The sequence below is a fragment of the Spirabiliibacterium falconis genome (assembly GCF_014885015.1).
In the GTDB taxonomy this organism is placed as follows: domain Bacteria; phylum Pseudomonadota; class Gammaproteobacteria; order Enterobacterales; family Pasteurellaceae; genus Spirabiliibacterium; species Spirabiliibacterium falconis.
Map to the genome: position 1 here is coordinate 33,655 of NZ_JABMIJ010000012.1, position 25,387 is coordinate 59,041.

24 protein-coding genes and 2 other RNA genes are annotated in these 25,387 nt (G+C 44.0%); 8 read left to right on the forward strand and 18 right to left on the reverse strand.

The window, feature by feature from the left end:
* Window position 1: 1 nt before the first annotated feature.
* Complete coding sequence (locus HPC40_RS07430; protein WP_208118863.1) at window positions 2-808, forward strand: HpcH/HpaI aldolase family protein; 807 nt, start codon at window positions 2-4, stop codon at window positions 806-808.
* Window positions 809-811: 3 nt separating this feature from the next.
* Complete coding sequence (locus HPC40_RS07435; RefSeq protein ID WP_208118864.1) at window positions 812-1,513, forward strand: alpha/beta fold hydrolase; 702 nt, start codon at window positions 812-814, stop codon at window positions 1,511-1,513.
* Window positions 1,514-1,548: 35 nt separating this feature from the next.
* On the opposite strand, the gene HPC40_RS07440 is transcribed toward HPC40_RS07435, so the two are convergent.
* Together HPC40_RS07440 and HPC40_RS07445 are read right to left on the reverse strand one after the other, a co-directional pair.
* The gene (locus HPC40_RS07440; RefSeq protein ID WP_235972357.1) at window positions 1,549-2,139 is read right to left on the reverse strand and encodes an FMN-dependent NADH-azoreductase; all 591 of its coding nucleotides are present in this window, start codon (window positions 2,137-2,139) and stop codon (window positions 1,549-1,551) included.
* 8 nt (window positions 2,140-2,147) lie between these two features.
* Complete coding sequence (locus HPC40_RS07445; RefSeq protein ID WP_208118865.1) at window positions 2,148-2,543, reverse strand: DoxX family protein; 396 nt, start codon at window positions 2,541-2,543, stop codon at window positions 2,148-2,150.
* Between the two features lie 106 nt (window positions 2,544-2,649).
* Here HPC40_RS07445 and HPC40_RS07450 point away from each other — a divergent pair, with 106 nt between their 5' ends.
* Window positions 2,650-3,483 (forward strand): LysR family transcriptional regulator, encoded by an 834-nt coding sequence (locus HPC40_RS07450; RefSeq protein WP_208118866.1) that lies wholly within the window; start codon window positions 2,650-2,652, stop codon window positions 3,481-3,483.
* Window positions 3,484-3,517: 34 nt separating this feature from the next.
* Here HPC40_RS07450 and HPC40_RS07455 read toward each other — a convergent pair whose 3' ends face one another.
* The 15 genes from HPC40_RS07455 to ffs all read right to left on the reverse strand — a co-directional run bounded on the left by HPC40_RS07455 (window position 3,518) and on the right by ffs (window position 19,987).
* A complete protein-coding gene (locus tag HPC40_RS07455; RefSeq protein WP_235972358.1) occupies window positions 3,518-3,733 on the reverse strand; it encodes a DUF1107 family protein in 216 nt (71 codons plus the stop codon).
* Window positions 3,734-3,884: 151 nt separating this feature from the next.
* Window positions 3,885-4,967: a 3-deoxy-7-phosphoheptulonate synthase AroG gene (aroG, locus tag HPC40_RS07460; RefSeq protein WP_208118867.1), complete on the reverse strand. Its 1,083-nt coding sequence runs from the start codon at window positions 4,965-4,967 to the stop codon at window positions 3,885-3,887.
* A gap of 12 nt (window positions 4,968-4,979) precedes the next feature.
* A complete protein-coding gene (gene lolE / locus HPC40_RS07465) occupies window positions 4,980-6,239 on the reverse strand; it encodes a lipoprotein-releasing ABC transporter permease subunit LolE (RefSeq protein WP_208118868.1) in 1,260 nt (419 codons plus the stop codon).
* The gene (gene lolD / locus HPC40_RS07470) at window positions 6,236-6,943 is read right to left on the reverse strand and encodes a lipoprotein-releasing ABC transporter ATP-binding protein LolD (protein WP_208118869.1); all 708 of its coding nucleotides are present in this window, start codon (window positions 6,941-6,943) and stop codon (window positions 6,236-6,238) included. Before lolD ends, lolE begins: the two co-directional genes overlap by 4 nt.
* Complete coding sequence (locus tag HPC40_RS07475; RefSeq protein ID WP_208118870.1) at window positions 6,936-8,126, reverse strand: lipoprotein-releasing ABC transporter permease subunit; 1,191 nt, start codon at window positions 8,124-8,126, stop codon at window positions 6,936-6,938. Before HPC40_RS07475 ends, lolD begins: the two co-directional genes overlap by 8 nt.
* On the reverse strand, window positions 8,126-9,079 hold the full coding sequence (locus HPC40_RS07480) for a 2-hydroxyacid dehydrogenase (RefSeq protein WP_208118871.1): 954 nt from the start codon (window positions 9,077-9,079) through the stop codon (window positions 8,126-8,128). The genes HPC40_RS07475 and HPC40_RS07480 overlap by 1 nt, the downstream gene beginning before the upstream one ends.
* Before the next feature lie 17 nt (window positions 9,080-9,096).
* Complete coding sequence (locus HPC40_RS07485; RefSeq protein ID WP_208118872.1) at window positions 9,097-9,915, reverse strand: SirB1 family protein; 819 nt, start codon at window positions 9,913-9,915, stop codon at window positions 9,097-9,099.
* A 2-nt stretch (window positions 9,916-9,917) separates the two neighbouring features.
* Window positions 9,918-10,802 carry a peptide chain release factor N(5)-glutamine methyltransferase gene (gene prmC, locus HPC40_RS07490; protein WP_208118873.1) on the reverse strand — a complete coding sequence of 295 codons (885 nt, stop codon included), beginning with the start codon at window positions 10,800-10,802 and terminating at the stop codon, window positions 9,918-9,920.
* A gap of 34 nt (window positions 10,803-10,836) precedes the next feature.
* Window positions 10,837-11,919 (reverse strand): peptide chain release factor 1, encoded by a 1,083-nt coding sequence (prfA, locus tag HPC40_RS07495; RefSeq protein ID WP_208118874.1) that lies wholly within the window; start codon window positions 11,917-11,919, stop codon window positions 10,837-10,839.
* Between the two features lie 81 nt (window positions 11,920-12,000).
* Window positions 12,001-13,317 carry a glutamyl-tRNA reductase gene (gene hemA / locus HPC40_RS07500; RefSeq protein ID WP_208118875.1) on the reverse strand — a complete coding sequence of 439 codons (1,317 nt, stop codon included), beginning with the start codon at window positions 13,315-13,317 and terminating at the stop codon, window positions 12,001-12,003.
* Window positions 13,318-13,407: 90 nt separating this feature from the next.
* Complete coding sequence (locus tag HPC40_RS07505) at window positions 13,408-14,844, reverse strand: efflux transporter outer membrane subunit (RefSeq protein WP_208118876.1); 1,437 nt, start codon at window positions 14,842-14,844, stop codon at window positions 13,408-13,410.
* 8 nt (window positions 14,845-14,852) lie between these two features.
* Complete coding sequence (locus HPC40_RS07510; protein ID WP_208118877.1) at window positions 14,853-15,980, reverse strand: ABC transporter permease; 1,128 nt, start codon at window positions 15,978-15,980, stop codon at window positions 14,853-14,855.
* Window position 15,981: 1 nt separating this feature from the next.
* On the reverse strand, window positions 15,982-18,729 hold the full coding sequence (gene rbbA / locus HPC40_RS07515) for a ribosome-associated ATPase/putative transporter RbbA (RefSeq protein ID WP_208118878.1): 2,748 nt from the start codon (window positions 18,727-18,729) through the stop codon (window positions 15,982-15,984).
* A 24-nt stretch (window positions 18,730-18,753) separates the two neighbouring features.
* Window positions 18,754-19,722, reverse strand: a complete 969-nt coding sequence (locus HPC40_RS07520; RefSeq protein WP_208118879.1) for an HlyD family secretion protein — start codon at window positions 19,720-19,722, stop codon at window positions 18,754-18,756.
* A 172-nt stretch (window positions 19,723-19,894) separates the two neighbouring features.
* Window positions 19,895-19,987, reverse strand: an RNA gene (gene ffs, locus HPC40_RS07525) — signal recognition particle sRNA small type.
* Between the two features lie 160 nt (window positions 19,988-20,147).
* Here ffs and tesB point away from each other — a divergent pair.
* Window positions 20,148-21,014 (forward strand): acyl-CoA thioesterase II, encoded by an 867-nt coding sequence (gene tesB, locus HPC40_RS07530; RefSeq protein WP_208118880.1) that lies wholly within the window; start codon window positions 20,148-20,150, stop codon window positions 21,012-21,014.
* A gap of 46 nt (window positions 21,015-21,060) precedes the next feature.
* Here tesB and rnpB read toward each other — a convergent pair.
* Window positions 21,061-21,438: RNase P RNA component class A (rnpB, locus tag HPC40_RS07535), an RNA gene on the reverse strand.
* A gap of 148 nt (window positions 21,439-21,586) precedes the next feature.
* Here rnpB and HPC40_RS07540 point away from each other — a divergent pair.
* From HPC40_RS07540 to fumC, 4 genes are all read left to right on the forward strand, one after another.
* Window positions 21,587-22,519, forward strand: coding sequence for a KpsF/GutQ family sugar-phosphate isomerase (locus HPC40_RS07540; protein WP_208118881.1), 933 nt, complete (start codon window positions 21,587-21,589; stop codon window positions 22,517-22,519).
* A 10-nt stretch (window positions 22,520-22,529) separates the two neighbouring features.
* Window positions 22,530-23,072 (forward strand): KdsC family phosphatase, encoded by a 543-nt coding sequence (locus HPC40_RS07545; RefSeq protein ID WP_208118882.1) that lies wholly within the window; start codon window positions 22,530-22,532, stop codon window positions 23,070-23,072.
* Window positions 23,073-23,202: 130 nt separating this feature from the next.
* Window positions 23,203-23,748, forward strand: a complete 546-nt coding sequence (locus HPC40_RS07550; RefSeq protein WP_208118883.1) for a carboxymuconolactone decarboxylase family protein — start codon at window positions 23,203-23,205, stop codon at window positions 23,746-23,748.
* A 164-nt stretch (window positions 23,749-23,912) separates the two neighbouring features.
* Entirely contained in the window at window positions 23,913-25,307 is a 1,395-nt protein-coding gene (fumC, locus tag HPC40_RS07555) for a class II fumarate hydratase (RefSeq protein ID WP_208118884.1), read from the forward strand.
* Window positions 25,308-25,387: the final 80 nt, after the last annotated feature.

Below are 25,387 nucleotides of genomic sequence, written 5' to 3' on the forward strand. Positions count from 1 at the left end.
TATGCGAGAAAACTCTCTTTTAACAAAATTTAAGCACAATAAGGCATGTTCCTTCATAAATGGTTGGCTATCTTTTCATGATGCATATAGTGCAGAAGTGATTGCCCATAGTGGCTTAGATTCTGTTACCATTGATATGCAACATGGTATGTTAGATTTTGAAAATGCCATACATATGCTACAGGCTATTTCTACATCATCAGCCGTACCACTGCTAAGAGTTTCATCATGTGAAAGTGCTGAAATCATGAAAGCATTAGATGCTGGTGCCTATGGCATCATTTGCCCACAGGTTGATAATCAAGCTATCTGTGAAAAATTTGTCAACTCTTGCTTATATCCACCTCTTGGAAACCGATCTTTTGGTCCAAGTCGAGGCTTATTATATGGAGGAACTGATTATATATACTATGCTAATGATGAAATTCTAACATTGGCAATGATAGAATCGGTAGAAGCCATCAATAACCTAGACTCTATTTTGTCTGTAGAACACTTAAAAGGGATATACATCGGTCCAAATGATCTTGCTTTAAGCTTAGGTATAGAGCCAGGGAAGCCTAGTGAAAAACTAGAACAAAATATCAATTATATACTTAACAAAGCAAAAGAAAGAAACCTACTAACGGGCATATTTTGTTCAACTGCACAAATCGCCAAACAAAGAGTTAAAGAAGGGTTTAATCTTATTACACCGGGAAACGATGCGAATATTCTTAAGCAGGCATATATTAGCATAATAGAAAATATAAGAGCTGATATTTCAACTAAAAAAGAGCCATCTTTAACAACTAAGTCTGGATACTAAGCTATGCCAAATATAGTGATGATTCCCGGCACACTCTGTACTAAAAAATTATGGGTGCCACTTATATCTGAATTAAACAGTATAAATGTCATAACACCTGAATTAGGAAGATATAATCACTGGCACAGAGAATGTCACTATTTACAAAAATACATAGTAAACGATACTTTTTTACTTGGATTTTCTCTTGGTGGCATCGCATCATTAAACTTAGCACAATATTTAGAAACACTAAACAAACTAACACGCATAACTGGATTAATATTGATCGCATCAACAGCAAGAGCTGACCCTATATTTTCTCAAAGAAATCGTAACGCTTTTTTTAATGAAGCGATAAAAAAAGGGTTGCTGAATAGTTATAGTCAGCAAATACAAGAACCTGACTCTTCACTTTTATCAGCTAATCATCACATTCTTATGAAAGAAATGGCTAATGACATGCCTATAACACAATTTAAAAATCAAACGATCCTCGCATGCAACAGACCTTGTAGCCTGTCATGGTTATCGACAACTAAAATTCCCATCTATCTTATTTATGGAAAAAAAGATCCTTTTTGTACTGAAGAAATACAACAAGAAATGGCAAATCAAGCTAATCATATCGAATTATATCCAATAGAAAATGCTGGGCACTGGCTACCTTTAACACACACTAAAAAAGTTGCATCAATCATTAATCATATTTTAATGAAAGGTTGAAAAGAAAAAACCGCACGTTAAAGTGCGGTTTTTTGTTAAAATAAAGTATCAATCGTAGTCTGAGCGGTAGTGAGAGCCTGTTCTCTTTGGGTTGCCGTATTTTCCACCTGAATCACGTTGACATTAGTTAAACCAACGAATCCTAATACCTGTTTAACCCACCCTGTCATGAAGTCATAAGGCTGCCCTGCATAACTGCCGCCGCTCGCAATCACCACGGTAACAGGCACATTCGGCAATAACCCCTCTGGTCCATTTTCACCATAGCGAAATGTTATACGTGGGCGTGCAATATAGTCCACATAGGCTTTAAATGTTGCGGGCACGGTAAAATTATAACGAGGCAATCCAATCACAATATGATCAGCATGCGTTAACTCATCAATTAATTCATCTGCTAATGCAGTAGCTTGCTGTTGAACCGCACTTTCATTTTTTCCTGCTCGAATTGCTGCGACCGTTTCACTGGTTAAAACAGGAACAGGATTAGCATTTAAATCACGCTCAATTACCTTCACGTCAGGATATTTCGCTACACTACGTGCAACAATAGCATTCACAACCTGATTGGAGATACTTTGATCGCCATTCACTGATGTTTTTAAAACCACGATATTTTTCATCATACTACTCCTTATTTATTCAATTTATTATCAATCGCCAACGCGCCTGCGCCTGAAAACACAAGATAGAAAAAGACGAAACAGAACAATACCGCACCTTCTCCACCGTTCAATAACGGCAAGAATACCGTGTCGGTACTCGCATGTGCCATAAAATATGCCACAGCCATTTGCCCTGATAATAAAAATGCGCTGATGCGAGTTAAAAATCCAACGAAAATAAATAATCCGCCGACTAATTCTAACACGCCAGCCAAGCCATATAATGAGAAAAGCTGTAAGCCATCAAACATCGCAACATGCGGCAACCCTAATAATTTTGCGCTGCCATGGAGTAGAAAAAGATAAGCTGTAACCATACGCAATAATGCTAAAACATAAGGTTGATATGTGGTTAATTTCGACATTGAATAATCCTTTATGTGTTATTAAAAAAGAACGTCAGTATATTGCCTTTCTAAATAATTAACGATACTATTTTTCGCAACACATTATTTCTTAATTGGAAACAATATGGATACCTTAAAAAGTATGAATGTGTTTCGACACATTGTGGAAAACGGCAGTTTTACCCTTGCCGCGGAAAGGCTTGGAATTTCAACAGCGATGGCAAGCAAGCACTTACGTCATTTAGAGCACCATTTACACGCCAAATTACTCAATCGCACCAGCCGGCGAATCAGTCTAACAGATGTCGGCAAGCAGTATTATCCCACTTGTGTACAAGCACTTGAGATCCTAGACGGTGCACGAAAAAATGCACAACAAGACACCACTACCCCCAGTGGTGAATTGAATATTACCGCACCAATGTGGTGTTCCACACCGCACTTTACTCAACTTTTAGCTGGCTATCAAAAAGCCTATCCCAAAGTGCGGTTACGTTTGCACCTTGATAGTGAACATACTGACCTGATTTCTCACGGCATTGATTTAGCATTGCGCGTCACGAACACCCCTGATGAGCATCTTATTGTTAAGCCACTGACACAAATTCCGTTCACTTGGGTTGCCGCCCCCACTTATCTGGCGCAATACGGTATGCCTAATGAGGATAATTGGCACCAGCATCTTGGTTTGCTTGCAACATACATTACACACTCAAATAAACTGCAGGCTCACGTTTCAAGTAACAGTGCTTATTTATTATATCAATTTGCTATACTGGGCTCTGGCATCGCCTATCTGCCGCATTGGTTAATCGCTGATGATCTAAAAACAGGACGACTTCGCATTATCCACTCGCCACAAAATGAGGAAAAAACACTGTATGCCGTTTATCTTGATCGGCAATTTTTAAGTGCAAAAGTCAGAAGTTTTATCGATTTTCTCACCAATAAAGTGTGAAAAACCGCACTTTTACGATAAAGTGCGGTCAATATTAAGCAAGAGCTTGAGCAGAAAGTGATTTTATTTGTTTATTAACCTCGCTCATCACGCTGAATTTTTTCAGATTTTTCACTCTAGGGGAAATGATTTTGCCTTGATGAAATTCAAATAAGCCAATACCACGAATAAAAAACGTACCAGTAAATAGAATTTTTACATAACGTGCAATTTGACGAGGATTATAACGCTTAAAAACACGAATTTGCATAGTACACTCCTGTTTTTACAGTTTGCTGTATTTGCTTGTTTTTATTGTCTATTCCCTGCTATATTCCTTAGACACAGTATAAAACAAAAAGTGCGGTTTATTATCATTTAATTTACCGCACTTTGAATGAGATCACATTATTGTTGCATAATTATGTATTTTTTGCCCGACGTGCTCGCACCGCATGTGCCAAATCACGCAATGCTTGTTCGCTATCTTCCCAGCCAAGACAACTGTCAGTAATACTCTGCCCATAAACCAATGCTTTTCCCTCCACCAAATCTTGTCGCCCTTCGACTAAGTGGCTTTCAATCATCACACCAAAAATGTGTGTTGATCCTGCTGATAATTGAGCACATACATCTTTACATACCGTAAGCTGCTGTTTAAATTGTTTTCGGCTATTGGCATGACTGAAATCAATCATCACATGGGCTGTTTTACCTTTTTGTGCTAAATGTTCACACACCTGCGCAATAGAATCGGCATCATAATTGGTTTGTTTATCGCCACCACGCAAAATGATATGGCAATCCTCATTACCTTTCGTTGTGACAATCGCAGAATGCCCAAACTTCGTTACTGATAAAAAGTTGTGAGGTGCCTGCGCAGCTCCAATGGCATCTAGTGCGACCTGCACACAACCATTGGTGGCATTTTTAAACCCAACGCCACACGACAGCCCCGACGCTAATTCACGATGCACTTGTGATTCCGTCGTGCGTGCACCAATTGCCCCCCAGCTCATAAAATCAGCCATGTATTGTGGGGTAATCATATCTAAAAATTCACCCGCAGCTGGCACTTCTAGGTCATTAATGTCTGATAATACTTTACGTGCGATGCGCAACCCATCATTAATCATAAAGCTATCATTGAGGTAAGGATCGTTAATGAGCCCCTTCCAACCTACTGTGGTGCGCGGTTTCTCAAAATAGACACGCATAATAATTTCCAACTCATTGCCCAATTCTTGGCGCATCGCTTTAATTTTATGAGCATATTCAAGTGCCGCTTTAGGATCATGAATTGAACACGGTCCAATAATTACCAATAACCGATCATCGTTACCTTGAATAATCTGGTGCGCTTTTTCCCGTGCTTGAGCGACCGTATTCGCCGCAATTTCACTCGCAGGATATTTTTCTAATAACGCAACGGGCGGTAATAACTGTTGAGTTTTTTCAATGCGTAAATCATCATTTTTATAGTAAGGTTTATTTTTACTGTTCATTTTTTTCTCTTTTTAATAACTACTCAAAACCTGTGCAGGCGAAAGTTTCGCCGCACGAGATGCAGGATAAAGGCTTGCCAATAAACTTAACACTAAGGCCGAAATAAACACCATCCCCACGTCAAGCCAGTGTAATTGACTTGGCAGAAAATCAACAAAATAGATGCCATCTGACAAAATATGAATGTGAAAAAGATTTTCGATGCCTTGGATAAGTGCGGTCAAATTTAATGCAACCAACACGCCTAATACAATGCCATAAAAGCAACCTTTCATGCCAGCAAGCATACCATAATAAATAAAAATACGACGGATAAAATGCCCATTAGCTCCCAGTGTTCGCAAAATAGCAATATCGCCTTGCTTATCTTTCACCGCCATAATAAGCGTGGAGACAATATTAAAACACGCCACGCCAATCACCAATACCATCGCAATGTACATAATACTACGAATTAATTGAATATCGCGATACATATACCCAAATTTGCCTTGCCAACTGCTTGCCCATAATTGTTGAGGATAATTCGCAAGCCTTTGATAATCCACCTGATTCACGGCAAAAGGATCTTTCAGTGCAATCTCAATTCCACTCGCTTGTTTTTCAGATAAATGCAGTAAACTACGTAATTGGTTAATCGGCATGAGTGCAAAGCTATGATCTAGCTGACCATCAAGACGCAAAATGCCATCCACACGAATGCGCTCCCGTTTACTTTGTGCCATTGTGTTGCCATTTTCCGCTTGTTGGGATAAAAGTAATGTCACCCAATCGCCTTTATTAACCCCAAGATCGTGTGCAATTCCAGCACCTAAAATCAGCCCTGAATCCGCATTAAAGGCCTGCCACGCCCCTGCTTGCACAAACTGCCCAAGCGCACTCACATTATCTTGTGCTGCTTTCTCGACACCCCGCACTTGAACCACTTTCAGGCGATTACCATTTTCCACAAGTGCGGTCGTACTCACATAAGGTGCAATGCCTTTAACTATTTGTTGATCTGAAAACTGTGCAGCTAAATGTGCCCAATCATGAAGGTAGTTTTCCGTCCCTGCTGCAGTGGTATAGGCATTAATCTCTACATTAGGCACTACCGCTAGCACCCGCTGACGCAGCTCACGTTCGAACCCATTCATTGCGCTTAGTCCGATGATTAACACAGCAACCCCGAGTGCAATCCCCACCGTTGAAAATGCCGAAATCAGACTGACAAGCCGATTTTTCTGCTTGCCACGCTGATAACGCCATGCCATCATCAAAGGCGTATTCATAAATGCTCTCCTGCTTGCAATATGCCATCTTTCATGACCATTGTGCGTGACAATTTTTGTGCTAAAGTGCGGTCGTGGGTAACGAGTAAGAATGCGATTTTTTGCTCCGCATTCAAGGTTTGAATTAATTCAAAAATACTTTCTGTCGTTTTATGATCCAAATTCCCCGTCGGCTCATCGGCAAGCACTAAATCAGGTTGATTAACCAATGCCCGTGCAATCGCAACCCGTTGCCGCTCCCCACCTGAAAGTGCGGAGGGACGATGGCTCAAACGGTGAGCAAGCCCAACCGCACTTAACATTTTTTCTGCCCTATCTTGCGCTTCACGCTTGTTCACTCGGCCAATTAACAGAGGCATCATGGCATTTTCCAATGCGGAAAAGTCCGCCATTAGATGATGAAATTGATACACAAAACCGAGATGGCGATTGCGTAATTGTGCTTGTTGGCTCGCAGAAAGGTTAAACAAGTCTTGCCCACACAAATTCACTTGCCCACTATCGGGTTTATCCAAACCGCCAAGTAAATGTAGCAATGTACTTTTCCCTGAACCAGAGCTGCCGACAATCCCAACCAGCTCTTGTGCTTGCATAGCAAAGCTCACCTGCTTGAGTACTTCGGTGGTTTTGTCTCCCTCTTGATAAGATTTACATAATTGCTGGCACGATAGCAATGTCAGAGAGGTTGTTGTTAACTTATTCATAACGTAGTGCATCCGCAGGTTCAATTTTTGCTGCCCGATAGGCAGGATAAAGGGTTGAAAGCAATGTTAACGACAAGGTCATTAATGCAATAAAAATCAATTGGTTACTATCAAACAAAATCGGCAAATGGATCGTATTTTGCATAGGTAAATAACCCATAATCTCATTTATGTGTGCCGCTACACTGATCCCAGCCACAAGTCCAATGAGTGTGCCACTTACCCCCACCAATAATCCCTGCAAAATAAAAATTCCCATAACATCACGCTTTTGCATGCCTTGTGTTTGCAAAATGGCGATTTCCCCTTGTTTGTCTAACACCATGAGGCTCAGACTGGTAACAATATTGGCAATGGCCACAATAATAATAAGCCCAATCAGTAGCCCCATCATATTTTTTTCCATCGCAACAGCTTGAAAAAATTCACCTTTTTGTTCTCGCCAATCCGCAATCTGCCATTTATCCTCAGGAAAATGATGAGAAAGTGCGGTAACCTTAAACGGATCATCTAAAAATAGACGCATACCTTGTACTTCATTCGGGGCAATGCGTAATAACCGCCCTACATCAGCAAGATGAGCAAAAGCACTATGCCCGTCATTTTTTGCATTGCTATGCAAAATCGCCGAGACCACAAACAAACGCTGCACAGGCACTCGACCAAATGGCGTATATTGGCTATTCGCCGCCAACATCACCCGCACTTTATCGCCCACATTGAGATTGAGCTGCTGCGCAAGTTGATAAGGCAACGCAATATGATAGCCCCCCGCCGGCAAAGTGCGGTCAAAATCCTGTGTTTCCTCACTGAGGATAGGATCGTCTTGCCAGCTTTTTACACCCAAGAGACGAGCTGCACTCAAGCCTGATGCCGTTTGCAAAATCACATCACTTTGATTGATAGGCACCGCATGCGTAACATCTGCAAGCTTGTCTTGAAAGCGAAAATCCGCTGGCAGATGCCCTGATTTTGGCATAATGATGGCATGCGGGAGGCTTGATAGCACGTTAACTTTCTGCTGGTGTTGCAAGCCATTCATCACAGAAAGCACAATGACTAACGCCATAACGCCCAACGTGATGCCAATACTACCAAGCCACGTTACAATACGACCAAAGCGATCCGCACTTTTTGAACGCCAATATCGCCACGCCACAAAGAGAGAAACATTCAGTGCCATTATGCCATCTGCTCTTTCACAAACGTTTCAATATTATCGCGCACTTTATGCAATAGGGTATCAATTGCGCTATCTGATGCCCATGCAATGTGTGGCGTAATGAGCAAATTCGGGAGTTCTTTTGCCGCTTGCATAATCACATTGCCCTTTTCTGGCGGCTCTTTAATCATAACATCTAATGCTGCACCACCGAGCTGACCGCACTTTAATGCTGCAACCAGTGCGTGTTCATCAACTAACGGACCTCGCCCTGTATTGATTAAAAATGCGCCTTTTTTCATTTTATTAAGCACATGAGCATTGATGATATTTTGGGTATCTTCCGTTAATGGGCAGTGCAAACTGATAAAATCTGCCGTCGCTAGCACCTTGTCAAAAGGGCTATATCCTTCACGACACTGTGTTGCAGGGATATTTGGACGTTCAGCAAATAACACATTCATGCCAACCGCACTGGCTAAGCGTGCCACTTCTGAGCCAAGATTACCTTTACCAATAATGCCCAATGTTGAGCCACGAATATCGGTAATGGGGTAATCAAAATAGCAGAATTGTTTATTGTCCACCCAGCGATCTGTGAGCTGATCACGATACCAACCCATTAAACTGTGTTTTAACGCAAATATCATCCCCAAAACGTGTTCCGGGACACACGTTGATGAATAACCCGCCACATTTTTCACGCAAATGCCAAACTCTTTTGCTGCCACTAAATCGACGTTATTCATTCCCGTTGCAGTAATCGCTATCATTTTCAAACGTGGCAATTGCGCCATTAACGCTCGGTCAAGCACCACTTTATTACTCACCGCAATATCCGCATTTTTCAATCGTTCAAGTCTCTCTTGCGGATCGGTAAACGGATAGGCAACCCATTCGTGCGGGATGCGTGGTTTTGGCACTTCTACGCCTTGAGGGAAGGTGTCAGCATCAAGATGCACGATTGTTAACATAATCTCTCCTTTTCTACCTAGTGATAAATATGGCTAATTTGCTCCAATTGGCTAATCTTATCACGCAAAACCTGACTATTGGGATCTTCTGGGCATTTTTTTACAAAATTGTTAAAATCATCACGCGCCAGCTGAGTACACCCTAAATTGGCCAGCACAACACCGCGGTCTAATAATTCATACGGATTTTCAGGATAACGCTGCATGCACCATTCAATTAGACGCAAGGCTTGTTCATCTTTCTCCTCACGCATTAATGCCATTTTAGTCAGTTGCACGAGACGAGCTTCTAAGATGCCAGGTTCGGCTAACATCACATCGCGTGGATCTAGAGTGGCACCAAAGCCGAGATGCCCTTGAATTAATTTATCCAAATGTGCAAGGCTTATATAATCTCCATTCCAAGGATCAATAAATGCCACTTCATCATCGACTTGTGCCTTTAAAATTAATTGGGTTGGAAAATTCACGGGAAACAGCGGTAACGCAAAGCGGTTCGCCAAAAACAGTAAAATAGCACCAAGCGATACGGGCATGCCTTGTTTGGTATCCAAAATGGTGGATATTTTGAGATTATCAGATAAATAATAACGTTCTGGATCGCAAAAAAAACCTAATTCGCGATAAAAAATCTGCAATAATTGATCAAGCTGTGCCTTAATAGGCAAAGTGCGGTCCAGCTTAGCATTTACAGTACGCACTAAATGCCCCAATCGCCCATAAATACGGCTTGGCTTTAATTCCCCACTGAGTACGTTTTCCAATGTAATCATCACATTGATTAGCAAACGCTGAGCATGAGATTGTGCTTTACTTACTGGTTGTTGTGTCTGCATCATTATTTCCTTGCCAACGTTACACGCTCATTGCCAGCATAATCCTCATTAGTTTGGATAGCCTGCCACTGGTTGCGTGCAAATAATTCTCGTACCGCACTGCCTTGCTGCCAGCCGTGTTCTAACAACAAATATCCACCAGCATTTAAATAATTTTTAGCATTCATGATAATCTGTTCAAGATCCCCTAAACCGCACTTTTCCGCCACCAATGCACTGCGGGGCTCAAAGCGAACATCGCCACGCTGCAAATGGGGATCATGCCCATCAATATAGGGCGGATTGCTTACAATCAAATCAAAACGTTGCCCGTCAAGGGCGGTGAACCAATCACTGTGCAAAAACGTAACCCCAGACAGGGCATTTCGCTGCTGATTATGTTCGGCAAGAGTAACCGCACTTTTTATTTTATCCACACCGACAATACGCAACGTGCAATCATAGTGCTGACAATAAGGCTGCAATTCATATGCCAGTGCAAGGGCGATGGCTCCTGTGCCAGTGCCTAAATCAAGAATCGAAAAGTGCGGTAAATTCAGTTGGGCAATATCTGCTTTGGCAAGCTCCAACGCACATTCCACCAGCACTTCAGTATCAGGGCGTGGAATCAAGGTGTCAGGTGACACAGTTAACGTTAACGACCAAAATGCCTTTTCTTCCAAAATATAGGCCATCGGCTCACCCTGCATACGGCGATGTAAAAGTGCGGTCAACTGCGCTAGCTGTGCGTTATTTAACGGCGTATCTGAAAACGCCATAATCTGCGCGCGAGAGCAATTTGTAACGCGCTCAAGCAACAAAACACTGTCCAGTTTAGCACTTTCATTCACCCCGCACTGTTGCAATGCGACAACCGCACTTTTAAGCCAATCGGCATAGCTTGTCATGTAGTCAACTCCGTCAACATCTAAATGCTATGCGTTAATTTTCGTCTGATAACGCTGCGAGTTGATCAGCTTGATATTCCGTGATGATAGGCTGGATTAATTCGTCCATTTTGCCGTTCATCACCTCATCTAAACGATAAAGCGTCAAATTAATTCGGTGATCAGTCACCCGCCCTTGTGGGTAATTATATGTACGGATTTTATCGCTTCGATCACCACTTCCAAGCAAATCACGCCGTGTATTGGCGGTTTCCGCAGCCTTACGCTCCTCTTCCGCTTTAACAATGCGTGAAGCCAAAACTGACATGGCTTTCGCTTTATTTTTATGTTGTGAACGCTCATCTTGACACTCCACCACAATGCCCGTTGGCAAGTGGGTAATACGCACCGCAGAATCGGTTGTATTTACATGCTGACCACCTGCGCCAGAAGAACGATACGTGTCAATTTTAAGATCGGACGGATTGATTTCAGGCAATTCAGATTCAGGCAATTCAGGCATTACCGCCACCGTACAAGCAGAAGTGTGAATACGCCCTTGCGATTCCGTTTTCGGTACACGTTGTACACGATGCCCACCTGATTCAAACTTTAATTGTCCATAAACGCCTTCACCACTAATTTTGGCAATCACTTCCTTAAAGCCGCCTTGTTCACTTTCGTTTGCACTCATCAATTCTACACGCCAGCGTTTGATTTCCGCATAACGGCTATACATTCTAAATAAATCACCACAAAAAATACCTGCCTCGTCACCGCCTGTACCTGCACGAATTTCTAAAAAACAGTTATATTCATCATTCGGATCTTTCGGCAAGAGTAAAAGCTGCAAACGTTGCTCTAGGGCTTCACTTTGAGTTTTACATTGTTCAATTTCTTCTTGCGCCATTTCTTTCATGGCGGGGTCGTCTAGCAACAATTGTGCTTGAGAAAGATCATCTTGCTGCTTTTTCCACGCACTGAAGCACTCAACCACTTCACCAAGTTGTGCATATTCTTTAGAATAAGCCCGAAATTTGTCTTGATCGTTAATCACCTCAGGTGAGCCAAGCAGAGCTTGTAGCTCTTCATGGCGTTCATTTAAGCTGTCTAGCTTTGCGATAATAGAATCTTTCATAATATCTACATGTTGAAAAGTTGGATTGATAACGGGCTATTTTAGCCTACTTTGTTGGATTTTGCTTAACTAAAATTTAAGCTAGTGCTCTTGCTCATCATCAAGCCCAAGCGCACTCGAAAAAAGTTGCAATGCCTTTGTATCGCCTTGCTTGACCAACTGAGTAATCGCGTAAGTAGGGCTATGCAACAAATGGTTTGTCAGTTTATAACTCATCTCTTGTAGCACAGTTTCGACCGCTTGCCCTTGTGCCAGTGCAAGCTGTGCTTTGGCAAGTAACATTTGGCGCGTTGCTTCTGCTTGTGCACGATACTGACGGATTAAATTTGAAGATTGATGCAATTTTAGCCATTGAAAAAAATCTTGTGCCTCTTGTGCCACAATCAGTTCCGCTTGTTGTGAAGCCTGCTGGCGTTGAGCCTTATTTTGCTCGATAATGTGTTGCAAATCGTCCACACAATAATGATAGACAGAATCAAGTTCACCCACCGCCTCTTCCACATCACGAGGCACCGCAATATCAATAATCAACATTGGGCGATATTTCCGTGCTTTTTGGGCTGTTTTCACCATTGTCACATCAATCAACGGAACGGGGCTTGCAGTGGAACAAATTACAATATCCGCCTGATTTAATCCCGCTTGCAATTGGTCAAGCCCCATCACTGTCATAGGCGCAACCCGCTGAGAAAGGGCGTTAGCACGCTCTAAAGTGCGGTTAGCAATCAAGACATTGCTCGCCCCTTGTTGAGATAGGTAACGGCTGACTAATTCAATTGTTTCACCCGCGCCCAATAACAAAATAGTAAGTGGCTGAAAAGAATCAAAAATTTGGCGTGCAAGACTGGTGGCGGCATAGGCGACTGACACCGCACTGCCACCAATCGCTGTTTCACTACGCACACGTTTTGCACTAGCAAAACTTTTTTGAAAAAGGCGTGAAAATTCACTGCTCAGGTTTAGCCCTTGCTGATGATAAAACTGCTCACTGGCACCAAAGGCTTGCTTTACCTGCCCTAAAATTTGGGGCTCTCCCAAAATCAGCGAATCCAGCCCACATGCTACGCGCATCAGATGTTTTGCTACTTGGAGATTTTGTTGAAGATAAATACTTTCTCGCACCTGTTTTTCATTTATCCCGTGCAGGGTAATAAACCAGCGCAGAACATTTTCGATCCAAGTGCGGTTTTTCTCATCTGCTTCATCGGGCGGAATATGTCGGGCGTGGAGATACACTTCAGTGCGGTTACAGGTGGAGAGAATCACCGCACTTTCACCTAACTGTTGTGCCTGAATTTGTTGCAAGGCAAGTGTGCGCTTTTCATCACTGAAAGCGACCTGCTCGCGTAGCTCAACTGGTGCTGTTTTATGATTAATCCCAAGCAATAAAATGGTCATTTTTGGGCTTGCCCCACTCCCACAAAACCGCAAAGTGCGGTAAAACGCAACATTTTAATCAATTGTGCTGCATTCGGCAACCATTGTGATTTATCTCTGCCAGCCCGCACCAATCGCTTTGTATAAATTCAGTAGGTTCTGCCCTTTAGCCAGCTGCAATTCAAGCATTTTTTGTTCTAAATCCAGTGCATCAAGACGTGCTCGCAAAGCGTGATCCAGTGTTTTTTCACCATAGCTAAACAGGCGATTTCCTTGGGTGGCTTGACGTTTAGCCAGCACAACCGCACTTTGCAATTTTTGAGCTTGTGCAATGAGTGCATATTGTAGCTGATAACTACTTTCCACCTCACTTAGGGTACGCAGTAATGTTTGATCATACTCCAAAAGTGCGGTTTTCAAACGTGCATCCGCTGCGTCAATGTTGGCTTGAATGCGCCCATTGGTGAACAGCGGCAACTGAACACCCACGCTGACAAGCCCGCCTATTCCTTTTAACGTCGGTAAATCGCCGTCGAGCTCAATCCGACCACCTTGCCCAAGAAAGCGAATATCAAAGCGAGGCAATAAATCCGCTTTTGCACTCGCCAGTTTGGCGGCATAGGCATCCACGGCAGCTTTTTTGCCTTGAATATCTGGGCGATAATCAAGTAACTGACTTGGTTGCACGCCCGTTGGTGGCAATGGTAAGCGATTGAGTAGCGAATGCTGACCTAACAATACGCGTCGATCGAGTTGAAATGCTTGCGGTGTTTGCCCAATCAGCACCGCAATACTGCGTTCATAAGCACTAAACTGGGCATTTAGGCTCATTGCTTGTGCTTGTACCGCATGTAATTTAGCCTCTACTTCACTCACTTCGTACGCTGTGACCTGCCCTGCCTCAAACCGCCCTTTAACATACTGCTGCAGTTTACGCAATGTTGTTGCCATTGCTGTCAATGTTGAACGTTGTTCAAGCGTATATGCGGCGTTGAGATAATTTTCAGCAATGGCTGTGGTCAACATCATTTGACTGCCATACACGCGTGCTTGTGCACCGCGTGCAGCGGCACTGGCGGCATCGGAATCACTTTTCTTTTGCCCGAAAATATCCACCTCCCAGCTTGCCATCACGCCCACATTCGCACCATAGCCTTTGCTGTTGATGTGATCATCTTGCCCCAGCAAAGTGCGGTATGGCTCATCAATTGGATTATTAATTTGGCTACGCTGCCCGCCAATATTACCACCTATGCCGACATTTGGACCAAGGTCGCTTTGCGCCAGTTGTGCGATGGCGCGTGCTTCATTCAGGCGAGATTGCGCAATGGCGATATCAGGGCTATTTTTAAGCCCTTGCTCAATCAAGCTCGCAAGTTGTGCATCGTGCCAATATTGCCACCACTGTTGCATATTCTGTGCCTGCCCAGCCTTAACTTGCTCAAATTGCGCAGGTAACTTAATGTTGGAATTTATTGGTACTTGCGTTTGAGAACAGGCTGTCAAAAAAAGCACAAGTGCGGTGAATACACATTTGGAATGCGGCATAATAACTCCTAATTTTGTCTGGCTAGCATTGAGCGGAAACTGGCGATGGCTAGGGCAACAAATATCGCACCAAGCACGGCCATGATCAGCACGCGGTGCCAAATGGTCTCCCACCCCGCACCTCGGAATAACACATCTTGACTGATGGCAACAAATTGGGTCAGTGGTGAGAGCTGCATAACATCTTGCACGCCTTGCGGCATGTTTTCAAACGGCGACGGCGCACCAGAGAGCAAATACAGCACGATATAAACTGGCAAACACAACAGGCTAAATTGCGGCATGGTTGGCGCTTGGGTAGCTAAAAAGAGCCCTAAGCCCGCGATGGAAAAGAGATAAACCACCTCACTGGCAGCGAACAGCCAAATGGAGCCGTTAATCGGCGCCCCCAAAAATTGATGCACCACAAAATAGAGCGACAGCATGGCGGAAACCAAAATCACCAAGCCATTGGCTAAAATTTTAGAAAAGGCAATTTCGCTGGCACTCACGGGCATCACCAATAGATGCTCAATTGTGCCGTGTTCACGTTCGCGAATGACTGCAGCCCCTACGAGAATTAATGCTAATAAACTCGAATTGCCTGTGATTTGCGTCATTGGCATAAACCACTCACTGCGCAAATTGCTGTTGAACAACACATTCACCACAGGTTTGAGCGGCAAAATCTCGCTCATCGACGGCTGGTGTAAAAATTCGCTGATTTGGCGATTGATGATTTGGCTTAAATAACTCGCCCCCACTCCCGCTTGTGTCATGGCGGTGGCATCAACCAATAGCTGAATTTGCGGCTGCTCTCCTGCCAGCATTTTTTGCTCAAATTCAGGCGGAATGGTCAGCACAAAAATAAACTCCCCCTCATCCATTGCCTTATCAATTTGTGCTGGTGAAATACTTTTTACCTGCTTGAAATAGGGAGGCAAGATTGCATCACGAATTTGATAAGACAGCGTGGATTGGTCTTGATCCCACACCGCCACCGACGCATTTTTAACCTCAGTTGTAATGCCTTTTGCAATAGAATAGATGGTAAACGTAAACATAATCACCACCAACCCCATCAACGTGTAATCACTAAATAAACTGCGCAGTTCTTTGACAGATAGAAAATAAACATTCTTCAACCAGCGTAACACCTCACACCTCCTGCTTTTTCAGCATTAAACTGGCCAAAACCAGATAGGTAATGAAAAAAAGCAATAACACGCCATAAATAGCGATAAAACTCGAAAACCCAAGCCCTTTAGTAAATGTGCCAAGACTAATTAAATTATACCAACTAGTTGGAAAACTCCATCCGATCCAATACCCTACCCCCGTTAGCGTTGACATCGGATACAACAGCCCTGAAAAGTTCAGTGCAGGCACCATAGAAATGATTGCAGCAGCAAAAATAGCGGCCACTTGCGATTTCACAAAGGCTGAAATTAATAAACCAAACGCCGTTGAAGCAAGTATCAAACATAATGCGCCCAAACTCATCGCCCAAAATGATCCTTTCATTGGCACGCCAATCAATGCAATCGTCAACCCAATTAAAACAAAATAACTTGCCATCGCTAACATGGCGTAAGGTAATTGTTTGCCAAGTAGGTACTGCCATGTCGCCGCAGGTGATGAGTACAAATTGGTAATTGAACCAATTTCTTTCTCACGCACGACCCCAAGTGCGGTCATCATACAGGGGATCATCATCAATGTGAGCATAATCAATCCAGGCGAGATCGCATTTACACTGCGAAATGATTGATTATAAATAAACCGCACTTCAAGATCATAAGCTGTTGGCAAACTATAGCCTTGCTGTGCGTAATAATCTTTCACATATTGCGCCATAATGCCTTGAATATTGCCAACAATATTTTCCCCCGTAAATGGCATAGAGCCATCAACATAAAAGGCGACTTCAGGCTTTTGACCTTGCAATAATTTTCGTCCAAAATCAGGGGGGATATCCAGTGCCAAGCGGGCTTTACCACTGCGTAAACTGTCAAACAACGCATCTCGCGTGCGAATTTTCCCCACTTCGTGAAAATAACTCGAGCCTTCAAATTGCTCTACTAAACGGCGACTTTCTTGAGTTTGATCCTGATCCCATACGGCAAAGCGTAAGTTACTCACATCAAATGAAATGCCATAACTGCCTGCCAGCAGCAAAATCACGGGGCCGAAGATCGCAAACAGTAAACGAATTTTATCACGCAGTAACTCTTTACCTTCACGAATCGCAAAGGTCATCACAATCATAAACCAATACGCCAGCCCCGTCGGATTACCTTTCGTCTCACTTAAGCCGTCGTTTTCCAGTGCCTCATCGGCGTGATTAACCGCACTTTGCTCGCCGTCTTTCTCTTCTTCTTGCTCCAAAAAGAGAATGAACGCTTCTTCCAACGTATCGGCGTGTTGTTCTTGGCGCAATTCCTCAGGCGTGCCTACCCCTAATACCCGCCCTCGATGCATAAATGAAATCCGATCACAACGCTGTGCCTCATTCATAAAATGAGTAGAGACAAAAATCGTAATGCGATCATCTCGCGAGAGCTTCAGTAAATATTCCCAAAACATATCCCGAGCTGCGGGGTCAACTCCAGAGGTGGGTTCATCTAAAATGAGTACCTCAGGGTGATGCAAACACGCCGCCGCAAGCTGCAAACGCTGACGCACGCCAAGAGACAATGAGGCAGGGATAGTCTCAACTACATCATTAAGTTCAAATTGCTTGATGGCCTGCTCAACCGCACTTTGCCTTTCTTTGCCTTCTAATTGATACAATTTCGCATGCAAATCCAGATTTTGACGTACGGTTAGCTCTTCATATAATGAAAAGGCTTGCGACATATAACCAACCCGCTTGCGTGTTTGCATATCGCCCGCAGCAACACGTTTACCAAGCAATTTCGCACTGCCAGAGGTGGCATCCAAAAGGCCTGTTAGCATTTTCATTGTGGTAGATTTCCCGCACCCATTTGAACCCAAGAAACCGAAAATTTCCCCTTTAGGGATACTAAAACTCACATCATTTACCGCTGTAAAATCGCCAAATTTTTTGACCAAATGGTGTGCTTCAATCGCTGGCGGTTCATCGGGATTTGCTTGAAATGGGGGAATTTGACTATCGTCCCAGTGAGTTTGTTTATCTTCTGGCAACAACCGAATATAGGCTTGCTCTAGATTTTTGCTACCTGTATTAGCAAGCACATTTGCCGTTTTATCGTTCACCAGCAACTTACCATCATCCATAGCTAACAGATATTCAAACTGTTCTGCCTCATCAATATACGCCGTCGCGACAAGCACAGTCATATCTGTAATTTCTTGGCGTAACGCATTCACTAGCGTCCAAAATTGACGACGTGAAAGCGGGTCAACCCCTGTGGTAGGCTCATCTAAAATAAGTAAATCAGGATTATGAACAAGCGCACAACATAGGCTGAGTTTTTGCTTCATCCCTCCTGACAATTTCCCCGCAGCACGATCGGGAAAAGGAGAAAGCCCTGTCGCACGCATTAAACGCTCAATACGCTGCTTTCGCAGTCTGCTGTCTAACCCATAAAGACGGGCATGAAAATCAATATTCTCATACACCGACAACGTTGGGTAAAGATTTTTACCTAGTCCTTGCGGCATAAATGCTACTTTGGACGAAAGCACTTGGCGATCGGATTTTTTGTGAAGCTCACATCCTAATACCTGCACGTGACCATCTTGAATTTTCTTCACGCCCGCAATCAAAGACAATAAAGTCGATTTACCTACGCCATCAGGACCAATCAGTCCAATGGTTTTTCCCATAGGGAGGGTTAGTGATACATTATCTAACGCAAGCGTTTTCCCATAACGGTGAGAAACCGCCTCAACACTAACAGCATTATTTTTATCATTCATTTCAATGCCCAATGAAAAGTGCGGTTACTGTGGCAGTTTCACCGCCAACTCAGGTGGAAAACTAGCGTTCGGTGCGGTCAACACATAGCCATTGCCCGTCATCCCACCTTTCAAATAAGGGGCTATTTTCGCAACCGTTTCGTTATCTATCTTGAGCTTAACTTTAAAGACCAATTTTTCACGCTCTTCTGCCGTTTCCACAAATTTTGGCGTAAATTGCGACTGTGCGGCGATATACACCACTTTCGCAGGAAATACGCTATCTAAGCCATCAAGTACAATGCGTGCCTCACTATTCAGTGCAATCTTATTGACCACAGGTGCTTGAAAAAAGAGATTCATGCTCACATCATTTAGATTAAGCAAGCTCACCACTTTTCCGCCCGCAGGAATGACATTGCCCACTTCCGCAATAGTGTACTCTACACGCCCTGCTTGCGGTGCCCGCACTTGCATATCTTCATTAACGCTACTGGCTTGTTCGACTTGTGCTTTCGCGGCGTCCACTGCGGCACTGGCTTCCCATTGTGCGGCTAACGTGACGTCAACCGCAGCCTTTGCCGCATCCCGTGCAGCAATGCGTTTTTCTAATTCAGATTGTGAAATTAACCGCTCCTGACGCATTTTTTTCGCATTATCCAGCTCTAATTGTGCGACAGTTAACTGCTGTTTACGGGCTTGCACTTCTGCTTGTGCACGGCTTACTGCTTGTTCGGCACGCACCTGTTGTGCTTTGGCGGCTTGCAGTTGGCTTGAACTAGTGCTGGAAGAAAGCTCAGCAAGAATATCGCCTTGCTGCACATGTTGCCCTTCACTCACAGTAAGACGTTCCACTCGCCCTGGATAGAGACTAGCAACATCCATTCGGGCAAACTCCAGCCGCCCATTGCTATAACTCACACCTTCATATTGCGTACTTTTGTCTTGGGTAAAATACCAATATGCACCGCCAGCGACTGCCAGCAACAGCAAAACGATTACAATCTTTTTCATTTTTTACCTGCCACGCCTATAAAATTAGTAACCATAGTGATTAATACTATAAAGTGCGGTATAAAAGATCAAGCGTGAGCAACCACTTTAGGCAAAATAACGCCGAAAAGGGCGACTAGATCATAACAAGAGGAAACTATAACGCAGAAGAAATTAAAAGGGTGGATTCTCCCCCAGCTTGATCTCGGCACACAGTAATTTAACTTGGGCTGCTTTCTTCCGAACCTGACCCAGTGAGCTAAACCCTGTTGCGAGGAACCAAGGGAGAACCCATAGAGGACTTGAAAAATCAAGTGCAAGCATTGTGCTATAAAAGTGCGGTGAATGCAAGTTTTCTCCTGATAATTGCTGATTTATCCGCCGTTTTCATTGTATTGTGATTTCAACTTTGCTATAACCATAAAAAACAATCAAAAAGGACTGCCATGAACGCCTCAATTTTAGACAAATTAATTGCACTACTTCAGCTTGAAATGATCGACGATCATTATTTCCGTGGTCAAAGTGTCGACATGGGCTTGCGCCAAGTATTTGGTGGGCAAGTGATCGCTCAAGCACTTTATGCCGCCATGCAAGTCGCACCTAAAGAACGCATGTTGCACTCCGCACACGCCTATTTTCTGCGCACTGGCGATGCCGCTCATCCAATTTTGTATGATGTCGAAGTGCTCCGCAATGGACATAATTTTAGTGCATTGCGCGTAAAAGCATTGCAACACAATGAACCTATTTGTCATATTACCGCCTCATTCCAAACGCCCGAAAACGGCTTTGAACACCAAGTTGTGATGCCACAGGTTGAGCCGCCTGAGGCACTAACCGATGAGCTTGCCGCGGTGCGTGCTGTTTCGCCTTATCTGCCTGACGCCATTCGGGATAAACTGACCGCTGAGCGTCCATTTGATGTGCGCACAAAATATCTAAATAATCCGTTCAAAGGCATTGAATTTCCACCTGAGCAATATGCGTGGTTTAAAGCTAATGGAAACGTGCCTGATGATATGGCGATTAATCAATGTTTGCTGGCCTATTTCAGTGATTTTCACTGTCTTCTGACCGCACTTCATCCTCACAAAAAAGGCTTTTTAGAGCAAGGCATGAAAGTCGCCACCATCGACCATGCCATTTGGTTTCACCGCCCATTTGATCTCAACAATTGGCTGCTGCACGCGGTGGAAAGCAATAATGCGTTCGGTGCACGCGGATTAGCACGAGGTCAAATTTTTGACCAACAAGGGCGACTGATTGCCAGCACCGCACAAGAGGGCTTAATCCGTTTCACCACACCTTAAAACGCAAAAGTGCGGTCAAGTCATGGCTTAACCGCACTTTTAAAAAAACATGAGTTGGTCGATAAGCCGGGTTCTGTCGTGGACAATCATTCCTCTAGGCGTGCATTCACACACACGCTCAAGCAACCTACCCGAACGCTGCGCGGGCCACGCATTGCGTTCCTATTTGGTCTTGCTACGAGTGGAGTTTACCTTGCTGCAAACTGTTACCAGTTGCCCGGTGCGCTCTTACCGCACCCTTTCACCCTTACCTGTGGCATATAGCCCATCGGCGGTCTGCTCTCTGCTGCACTTGTCGTAGGCTCGCGCCTCCCAGACGTTATCTGGCACTCTGCCCTATGTAGCCCGGACTTTCCTCTCATCTATTTGTCCCCTCCACAATGGGTAAGGGCTTCAATAAACCAGCGATTGTCTGACCAACTCATCCTACATTCTACGTTAAATTGCCTCTTTATGCTAATAAAACTGTCCATAACGCTGAAAAAGTGCGGTTTTGCACAAAATTGCGATGTTCTCATTTATCCTCATACTCACTTACGTTACAATACTGAAAAAATTTGTGGGAGAATGCTATGGATTATCTACACATTGCACGGGAAACACTCACCATTGAAGAACAAGGGCTTGCCACGCTCCGTGACCGCCTTGACCGCACTTTTAATGACGTCGTCGAGTTGATATTGCAAGGTCAAGGGCGGCTAGTGGTATCAGGCATTGGCAAATCGGGCTTAATTGGGCAAAAAATGGTGGCGACTTTTGCCTCCACGGGTACGCCGAGCTTTTTCCTGCATCCAACGGAAGCTTTTCATGGCGACCTTGGGATGCTGAAACCCATTGATATTGTGATATTGATTTCATACAGCGGTGAAACTGACGATGTCAATAAATTAATCCCCAGCTTACACAATTTTGGTAATAAAATCATTGCGATGACAGGCAATCCGCATTCCACTTTAGCCAAAAACGCTGACTTTGTGCTGAATATTGCAGTTGAACGAGAGGCCTGTCCGAATAATCTCGCCCCAACAACTTCTGCTTTAGTCACGCTTGCGCTGGCAGATGCGCTGGCGGTGGCGTTGATAAAAGCACGCAATTTCCAACCACAAGATTTTGCTCGCTTTCATCCTGGCGGTAGCCTTGGACGACGTTTACTGACACGCGTACGCAATGCGATGCAAACGAAATTACCTGTGGTAGCCCCCGATACGCCATTTAGTGAATGTATTACCACGATGAATGAAGGGCGTATGGGGGTGGCCGTAGTTATGGACAACACGCAACTCGCTGGCATCATTACCGATGGCGATATTCGCCGTGCTTTTTCGGCTAAAGGCGTAAAATGTATCCGCTTAAATGCACAAGATATTATGTCACGCAATCCTAAAACGGTAGACGCTGACACATTTTTAAGTCAAGCGGAAGACTTTATGCGTGAGCATAAAATTCACTCACTGATTGTCACTGAACATAGCAACGTCGTTGGCTTAGTGGAATTTTCAAGTTAAAGGCAACAACATGAATGACAAACTCAAACAAATTAAATTGCTCATCACCGATGTGGACGGCGTACTAACCGATGGCGCACTCTATTATGATGCCAACGGCGAAGCCCTCAAATGCTTTAATGTGCGCGACGGGTTGGGCATACGCATGCTGATCGAAAATGGAATACAAGTCGCAGTGCTGTCAGGGCGCGATTCCGCTATTTTACGCAAACGCCTCGCCGATCTTGGCATCACGCTTTTTCAGTTGGGCAAACTGGAAAAACGTACCGCCTGCCAGCAATTAATGGCGCAAGCTGGCGTCAGTGCAGAGCAAACCGCGTATGTTGGGGATGATAGCGTTGACCTGCCTGCCTTTGCCTGCTGCGGCTTAGCCGTTGCTGTGGCAGATGCACCAGAATATATTCGTCATGCTGCAGATTTAACCCTTAACACTGCAGGTGGAAAAGGTGCCGTGCGTGAATTAAGTGACGCAATTTTGCACGCACAAGGTCATGACGCGATTTTCACCAGTGCCGAAGGCTTCCTAAAAACCGCAAAAAAAATGGCACAATAAGGACTGACCGCACTTTTAAACCACAAAGTGCGGTTATACCAAAAAAGCATAAGCTATAACCCTTCATTCTTTTACACCACTGCCGTATCCCATTACGCTAATGAAAAACAACATAAAAGAGGATACGATAATGGCACGACTAACCATTCATGATACACAAACCGCCCCTGAAGCGGCTCGCACCCGCGTAGCATTAGTCGAGAAAAATAACGGCTTTATTCCTAATTTAATCGGTGTGCTTGCCAACTCACCGCAGGCTCTGGCCTTTTATCAAGATGTTGGCAAACTCAACGGGCAAAATAGTCTTGATAAATTTGAATTGGAAGTAGTGCAAATCACCGCAGCGGTCAACAACGGCTGTGATTTTTGTGTGGCAGGGCATAGTAAAATCGCAACGCTCATCGGCTTGCCAGAAAACGTGCTACACGCACTACGCAACCGCACTTTGATTGGGGATAACCCTAAATACCATGCTTTAGCCCTGTTTACTCAACAATTAATCGATACCCGTGGCAAAGTCAGTGATGCGCAACTGGCTGATTTCAAAGCAGCAGGTTATAACGATCAAAACGTGCTCGATGTGATAATGGGAGTAGCACTGGCCACTCTGTGCAATTATGCCAACAATGTGGCACAAACTGAGATCAACGACCAGCTCAAAGCCTTTGCACCTTAGTTTGCATTCCGATTAAAATCAATTTTTGCTGATAATTCATGCAGTTATGTTTTATGATCTATATCACAAAAATTGATTTTTTTCCGCGCACGAGAATTTCATTTAATCCTATCGAGTGATACACTTTGTTGTATTATTTTTCGTTTATAGTTAAGGATAAAATCATGGATTATCGTATTGAAAAAGACACAATGGGCGAAGTGAAAGTGCCAGCAGACAAATATTGGGGTGCGCAAACTGAACGCTCACGCAACAATTTCAAAATTGGACCAGCCGCTTCTATGCCTCACGAAATTATTGAAGCGTTTGGCTATTTGAAAAAAGCGGCTGCCTACGCCAACTGCGATTTAGGTGTGTTGCCTGCGGAAAAACGGGATTTGATTGGTCGTGCGTGTGATGAAATCTTAGCAGGTAAACTTGACGAGCAATTTCCTCTCGTAATTTGGCAAACAGGTTCTGGCACACAATCTAACATGAATGTCAATGAAGTGGTTTCTCACCGTGCACACGTTCTCAACGGTGGCACATTAGGCGAAAAAAGCACCATTCATCCAAATGATGATGTGAACAAATCACAATCATCAAACGACACTTATCCAACCGCCATGCACATTGCTGCCTATAAAAAGGTAGTGGAAGTCACTATTCCGTGCGTGGAACGTTTGCAAAAAACCTTAGCCAAAAAATCAGAAGACTTTAAAGATGTGGTAAAAATTGGGCGTACTCACCTAATGGATGCAACACCATTAACGCTAGGTCAAGAATTTTCCGCCTACGCTGCACAATTGGCCTTTGGCTTAAAAGCATTGAAAAATACACTACCGCACTTAGCAGAACTGGCTCTTGGTGGCACCGCTGTGGGTACAGGCTTGAACACTCCGAAAGGCTATGACGTGAAAGTGGCTGAATACATTGCGCAATTTACAGGATTACCATTTGTCACCGCACAAAATAAATTTGAAGCCCTTGCTACTCATGATGCCATTGTAGAAACCCACGGTGCGTTGAAACAATTAGCTGTCTCACTATTCAAAATTGCCAACGATATTCGCTTGCTGGCGTCTGGTCCACGCAGTGGTATTGGTGAGATTTTGATCCCAGAAAACGAACCTGGCTCATCCATTATGCCTGGTAAAGTTAATCCTACTCAATGTGAAGCGTTGACGATGGTATGCGCACAGGTGCTAGGTAACGATACCACTATCGCCTTTGCCGGCACACAAGGACAGTTCCAATTAAATGTGTTCAAACCCGTAATGGCTGCCAATTTCTTACAATCGGCACAATTGTTAGCGGATGCGTGCGTTTCATTCGATGAACACTGCGCCAGCGGCATTGAGCCAAATCACCCACGCATTAAAATGCAGTTGGAAAACTCATTAATGCTCGTAACCGCACTTAATACCAAAATTGGTTATGAAAATGCGGCTAAAATTGCCAAAACTGCTCATAAAAATGGCACTACCTTGCGTGAAGAAGCCATTAATCTTGGCTTAGTCACCCCAGAGCAATTTGATGAGTGGGTTCGACCACAAGATATGGTGGGTAGCCTTAAATAGGCGAATGTAAAGCTGATTGTAAGTGGCTTGCTCAAATGGCGCGATTGTGGTTCAATTGCGCCACTATTCTTTTTAGAGGA

What these genes read in the sequence shown, in the direction of transcription:
- HPC40_RS07430 (WP_208118863.1), top strand. Translation starts at nt 2, where the DNA reads ATGCGAGAAAACTCTCTTTTAACAAAATTTAAGCACAATAAGGCATGT.
- HPC40_RS07435 (WP_208118864.1), top strand. Translation starts at nt 812, where the DNA reads ATGCCAAATATAGTGATGATTCCCGGCACACTCTGTACTAAAAAATTA.
- HPC40_RS07440 (WP_235972357.1), bottom strand. Translation starts at nt 2,139, where the DNA reads ATGATGAAAAATATCGTGGTTTTAAAAACATCAGTGAATGGCGATCAA.
- HPC40_RS07445 (WP_208118865.1), bottom strand. Translation starts at nt 2,543, where the DNA reads ATGTCGAAATTAACCACATATCAACCTTATGTTTTAGCATTATTGCGT.
- HPC40_RS07450 (WP_208118866.1), top strand. Translation starts at nt 2,650, where the DNA reads ATGGATACCTTAAAAAGTATGAATGTGTTTCGACACATTGTGGAAAAC.
- HPC40_RS07455 (WP_235972358.1), bottom strand. Translation starts at nt 3,733, where the DNA reads ATGCAAATTCGTGTTTTTAAGCGTTATAATCCTCGTCAAATTGCACGT.
- aroG (WP_208118867.1), bottom strand. Translation starts at nt 4,967, where the DNA reads ATGAACAGTAAAAATAAACCTTACTATAAAAATGATGATTTACGCATT.
- lolE (WP_208118868.1), bottom strand. Translation starts at nt 6,239, where the DNA reads ATGAATACGCCTTTGATGATGGCATGGCGTTATCAGCGTGGCAAGCAG.
- lolD (WP_208118869.1), bottom strand. Translation starts at nt 6,943, where the DNA reads ATGAATAAGTTAACAACAACCTCTCTGACATTGCTATCGTGCCAGCAA.
- HPC40_RS07475 (WP_208118870.1), bottom strand. Translation starts at nt 8,126, where the DNA reads ATGGCACTGAATGTTTCTCTCTTTGTGGCGTGGCGATATTGGCGTTCA.
- HPC40_RS07480 (WP_208118871.1), bottom strand. Translation starts at nt 9,079, where the DNA reads ATGTTAACAATCGTGCATCTTGATGCTGACACCTTCCCTCAAGGCGTA.
- HPC40_RS07485 (WP_208118872.1), bottom strand. Translation starts at nt 9,915, where the DNA reads ATGCAGACACAACAACCAGTAAGTAAAGCACAATCTCATGCTCAGCGT.
- prmC (WP_208118873.1), bottom strand. Translation starts at nt 10,802, where the DNA reads ATGACAAGCTATGCCGATTGGCTTAAAAGTGCGGTTGTCGCATTGCAA.
- prfA (WP_208118874.1), bottom strand. Translation starts at nt 11,919, where the DNA reads ATGAAAGATTCTATTATCGCAAAGCTAGACAGCTTAAATGAACGCCAT.
- hemA (WP_208118875.1), bottom strand. Translation starts at nt 13,317, where the DNA reads ATGACCATTTTATTGCTTGGGATTAATCATAAAACAGCACCAGTTGAG.
- HPC40_RS07505 (WP_208118876.1), bottom strand. Translation starts at nt 14,844, where the DNA reads ATGCCGCATTCCAAATGTGTATTCACCGCACTTGTGCTTTTTTTGACA.
- rbbA (WP_208118878.1), bottom strand. Translation starts at nt 18,729, where the DNA reads ATGAATGATAAAAATAATGCTGTTAGTGTTGAGGCGGTTTCTCACCGT.
- HPC40_RS07520 (WP_208118879.1), bottom strand. Translation starts at nt 19,722, where the DNA reads ATGAAAAAGATTGTAATCGTTTTGCTGTTGCTGGCAGTCGCTGGCGGT.
- tesB (WP_208118880.1), top strand. Translation starts at nt 20,148, where the DNA reads ATGAACGCCTCAATTTTAGACAAATTAATTGCACTACTTCAGCTTGAA.
- HPC40_RS07540 (WP_208118881.1), top strand. Translation starts at nt 21,587, where the DNA reads ATGGATTATCTACACATTGCACGGGAAACACTCACCATTGAAGAACAA.
- HPC40_RS07545 (WP_208118882.1), top strand. Translation starts at nt 22,530, where the DNA reads ATGAATGACAAACTCAAACAAATTAAATTGCTCATCACCGATGTGGAC.
- HPC40_RS07550 (WP_208118883.1), top strand. Translation starts at nt 23,203, where the DNA reads ATGGCACGACTAACCATTCATGATACACAAACCGCCCCTGAAGCGGCT.
- fumC (WP_208118884.1), top strand. Translation starts at nt 23,913, where the DNA reads ATGGATTATCGTATTGAAAAAGACACAATGGGCGAAGTGAAAGTGCCA.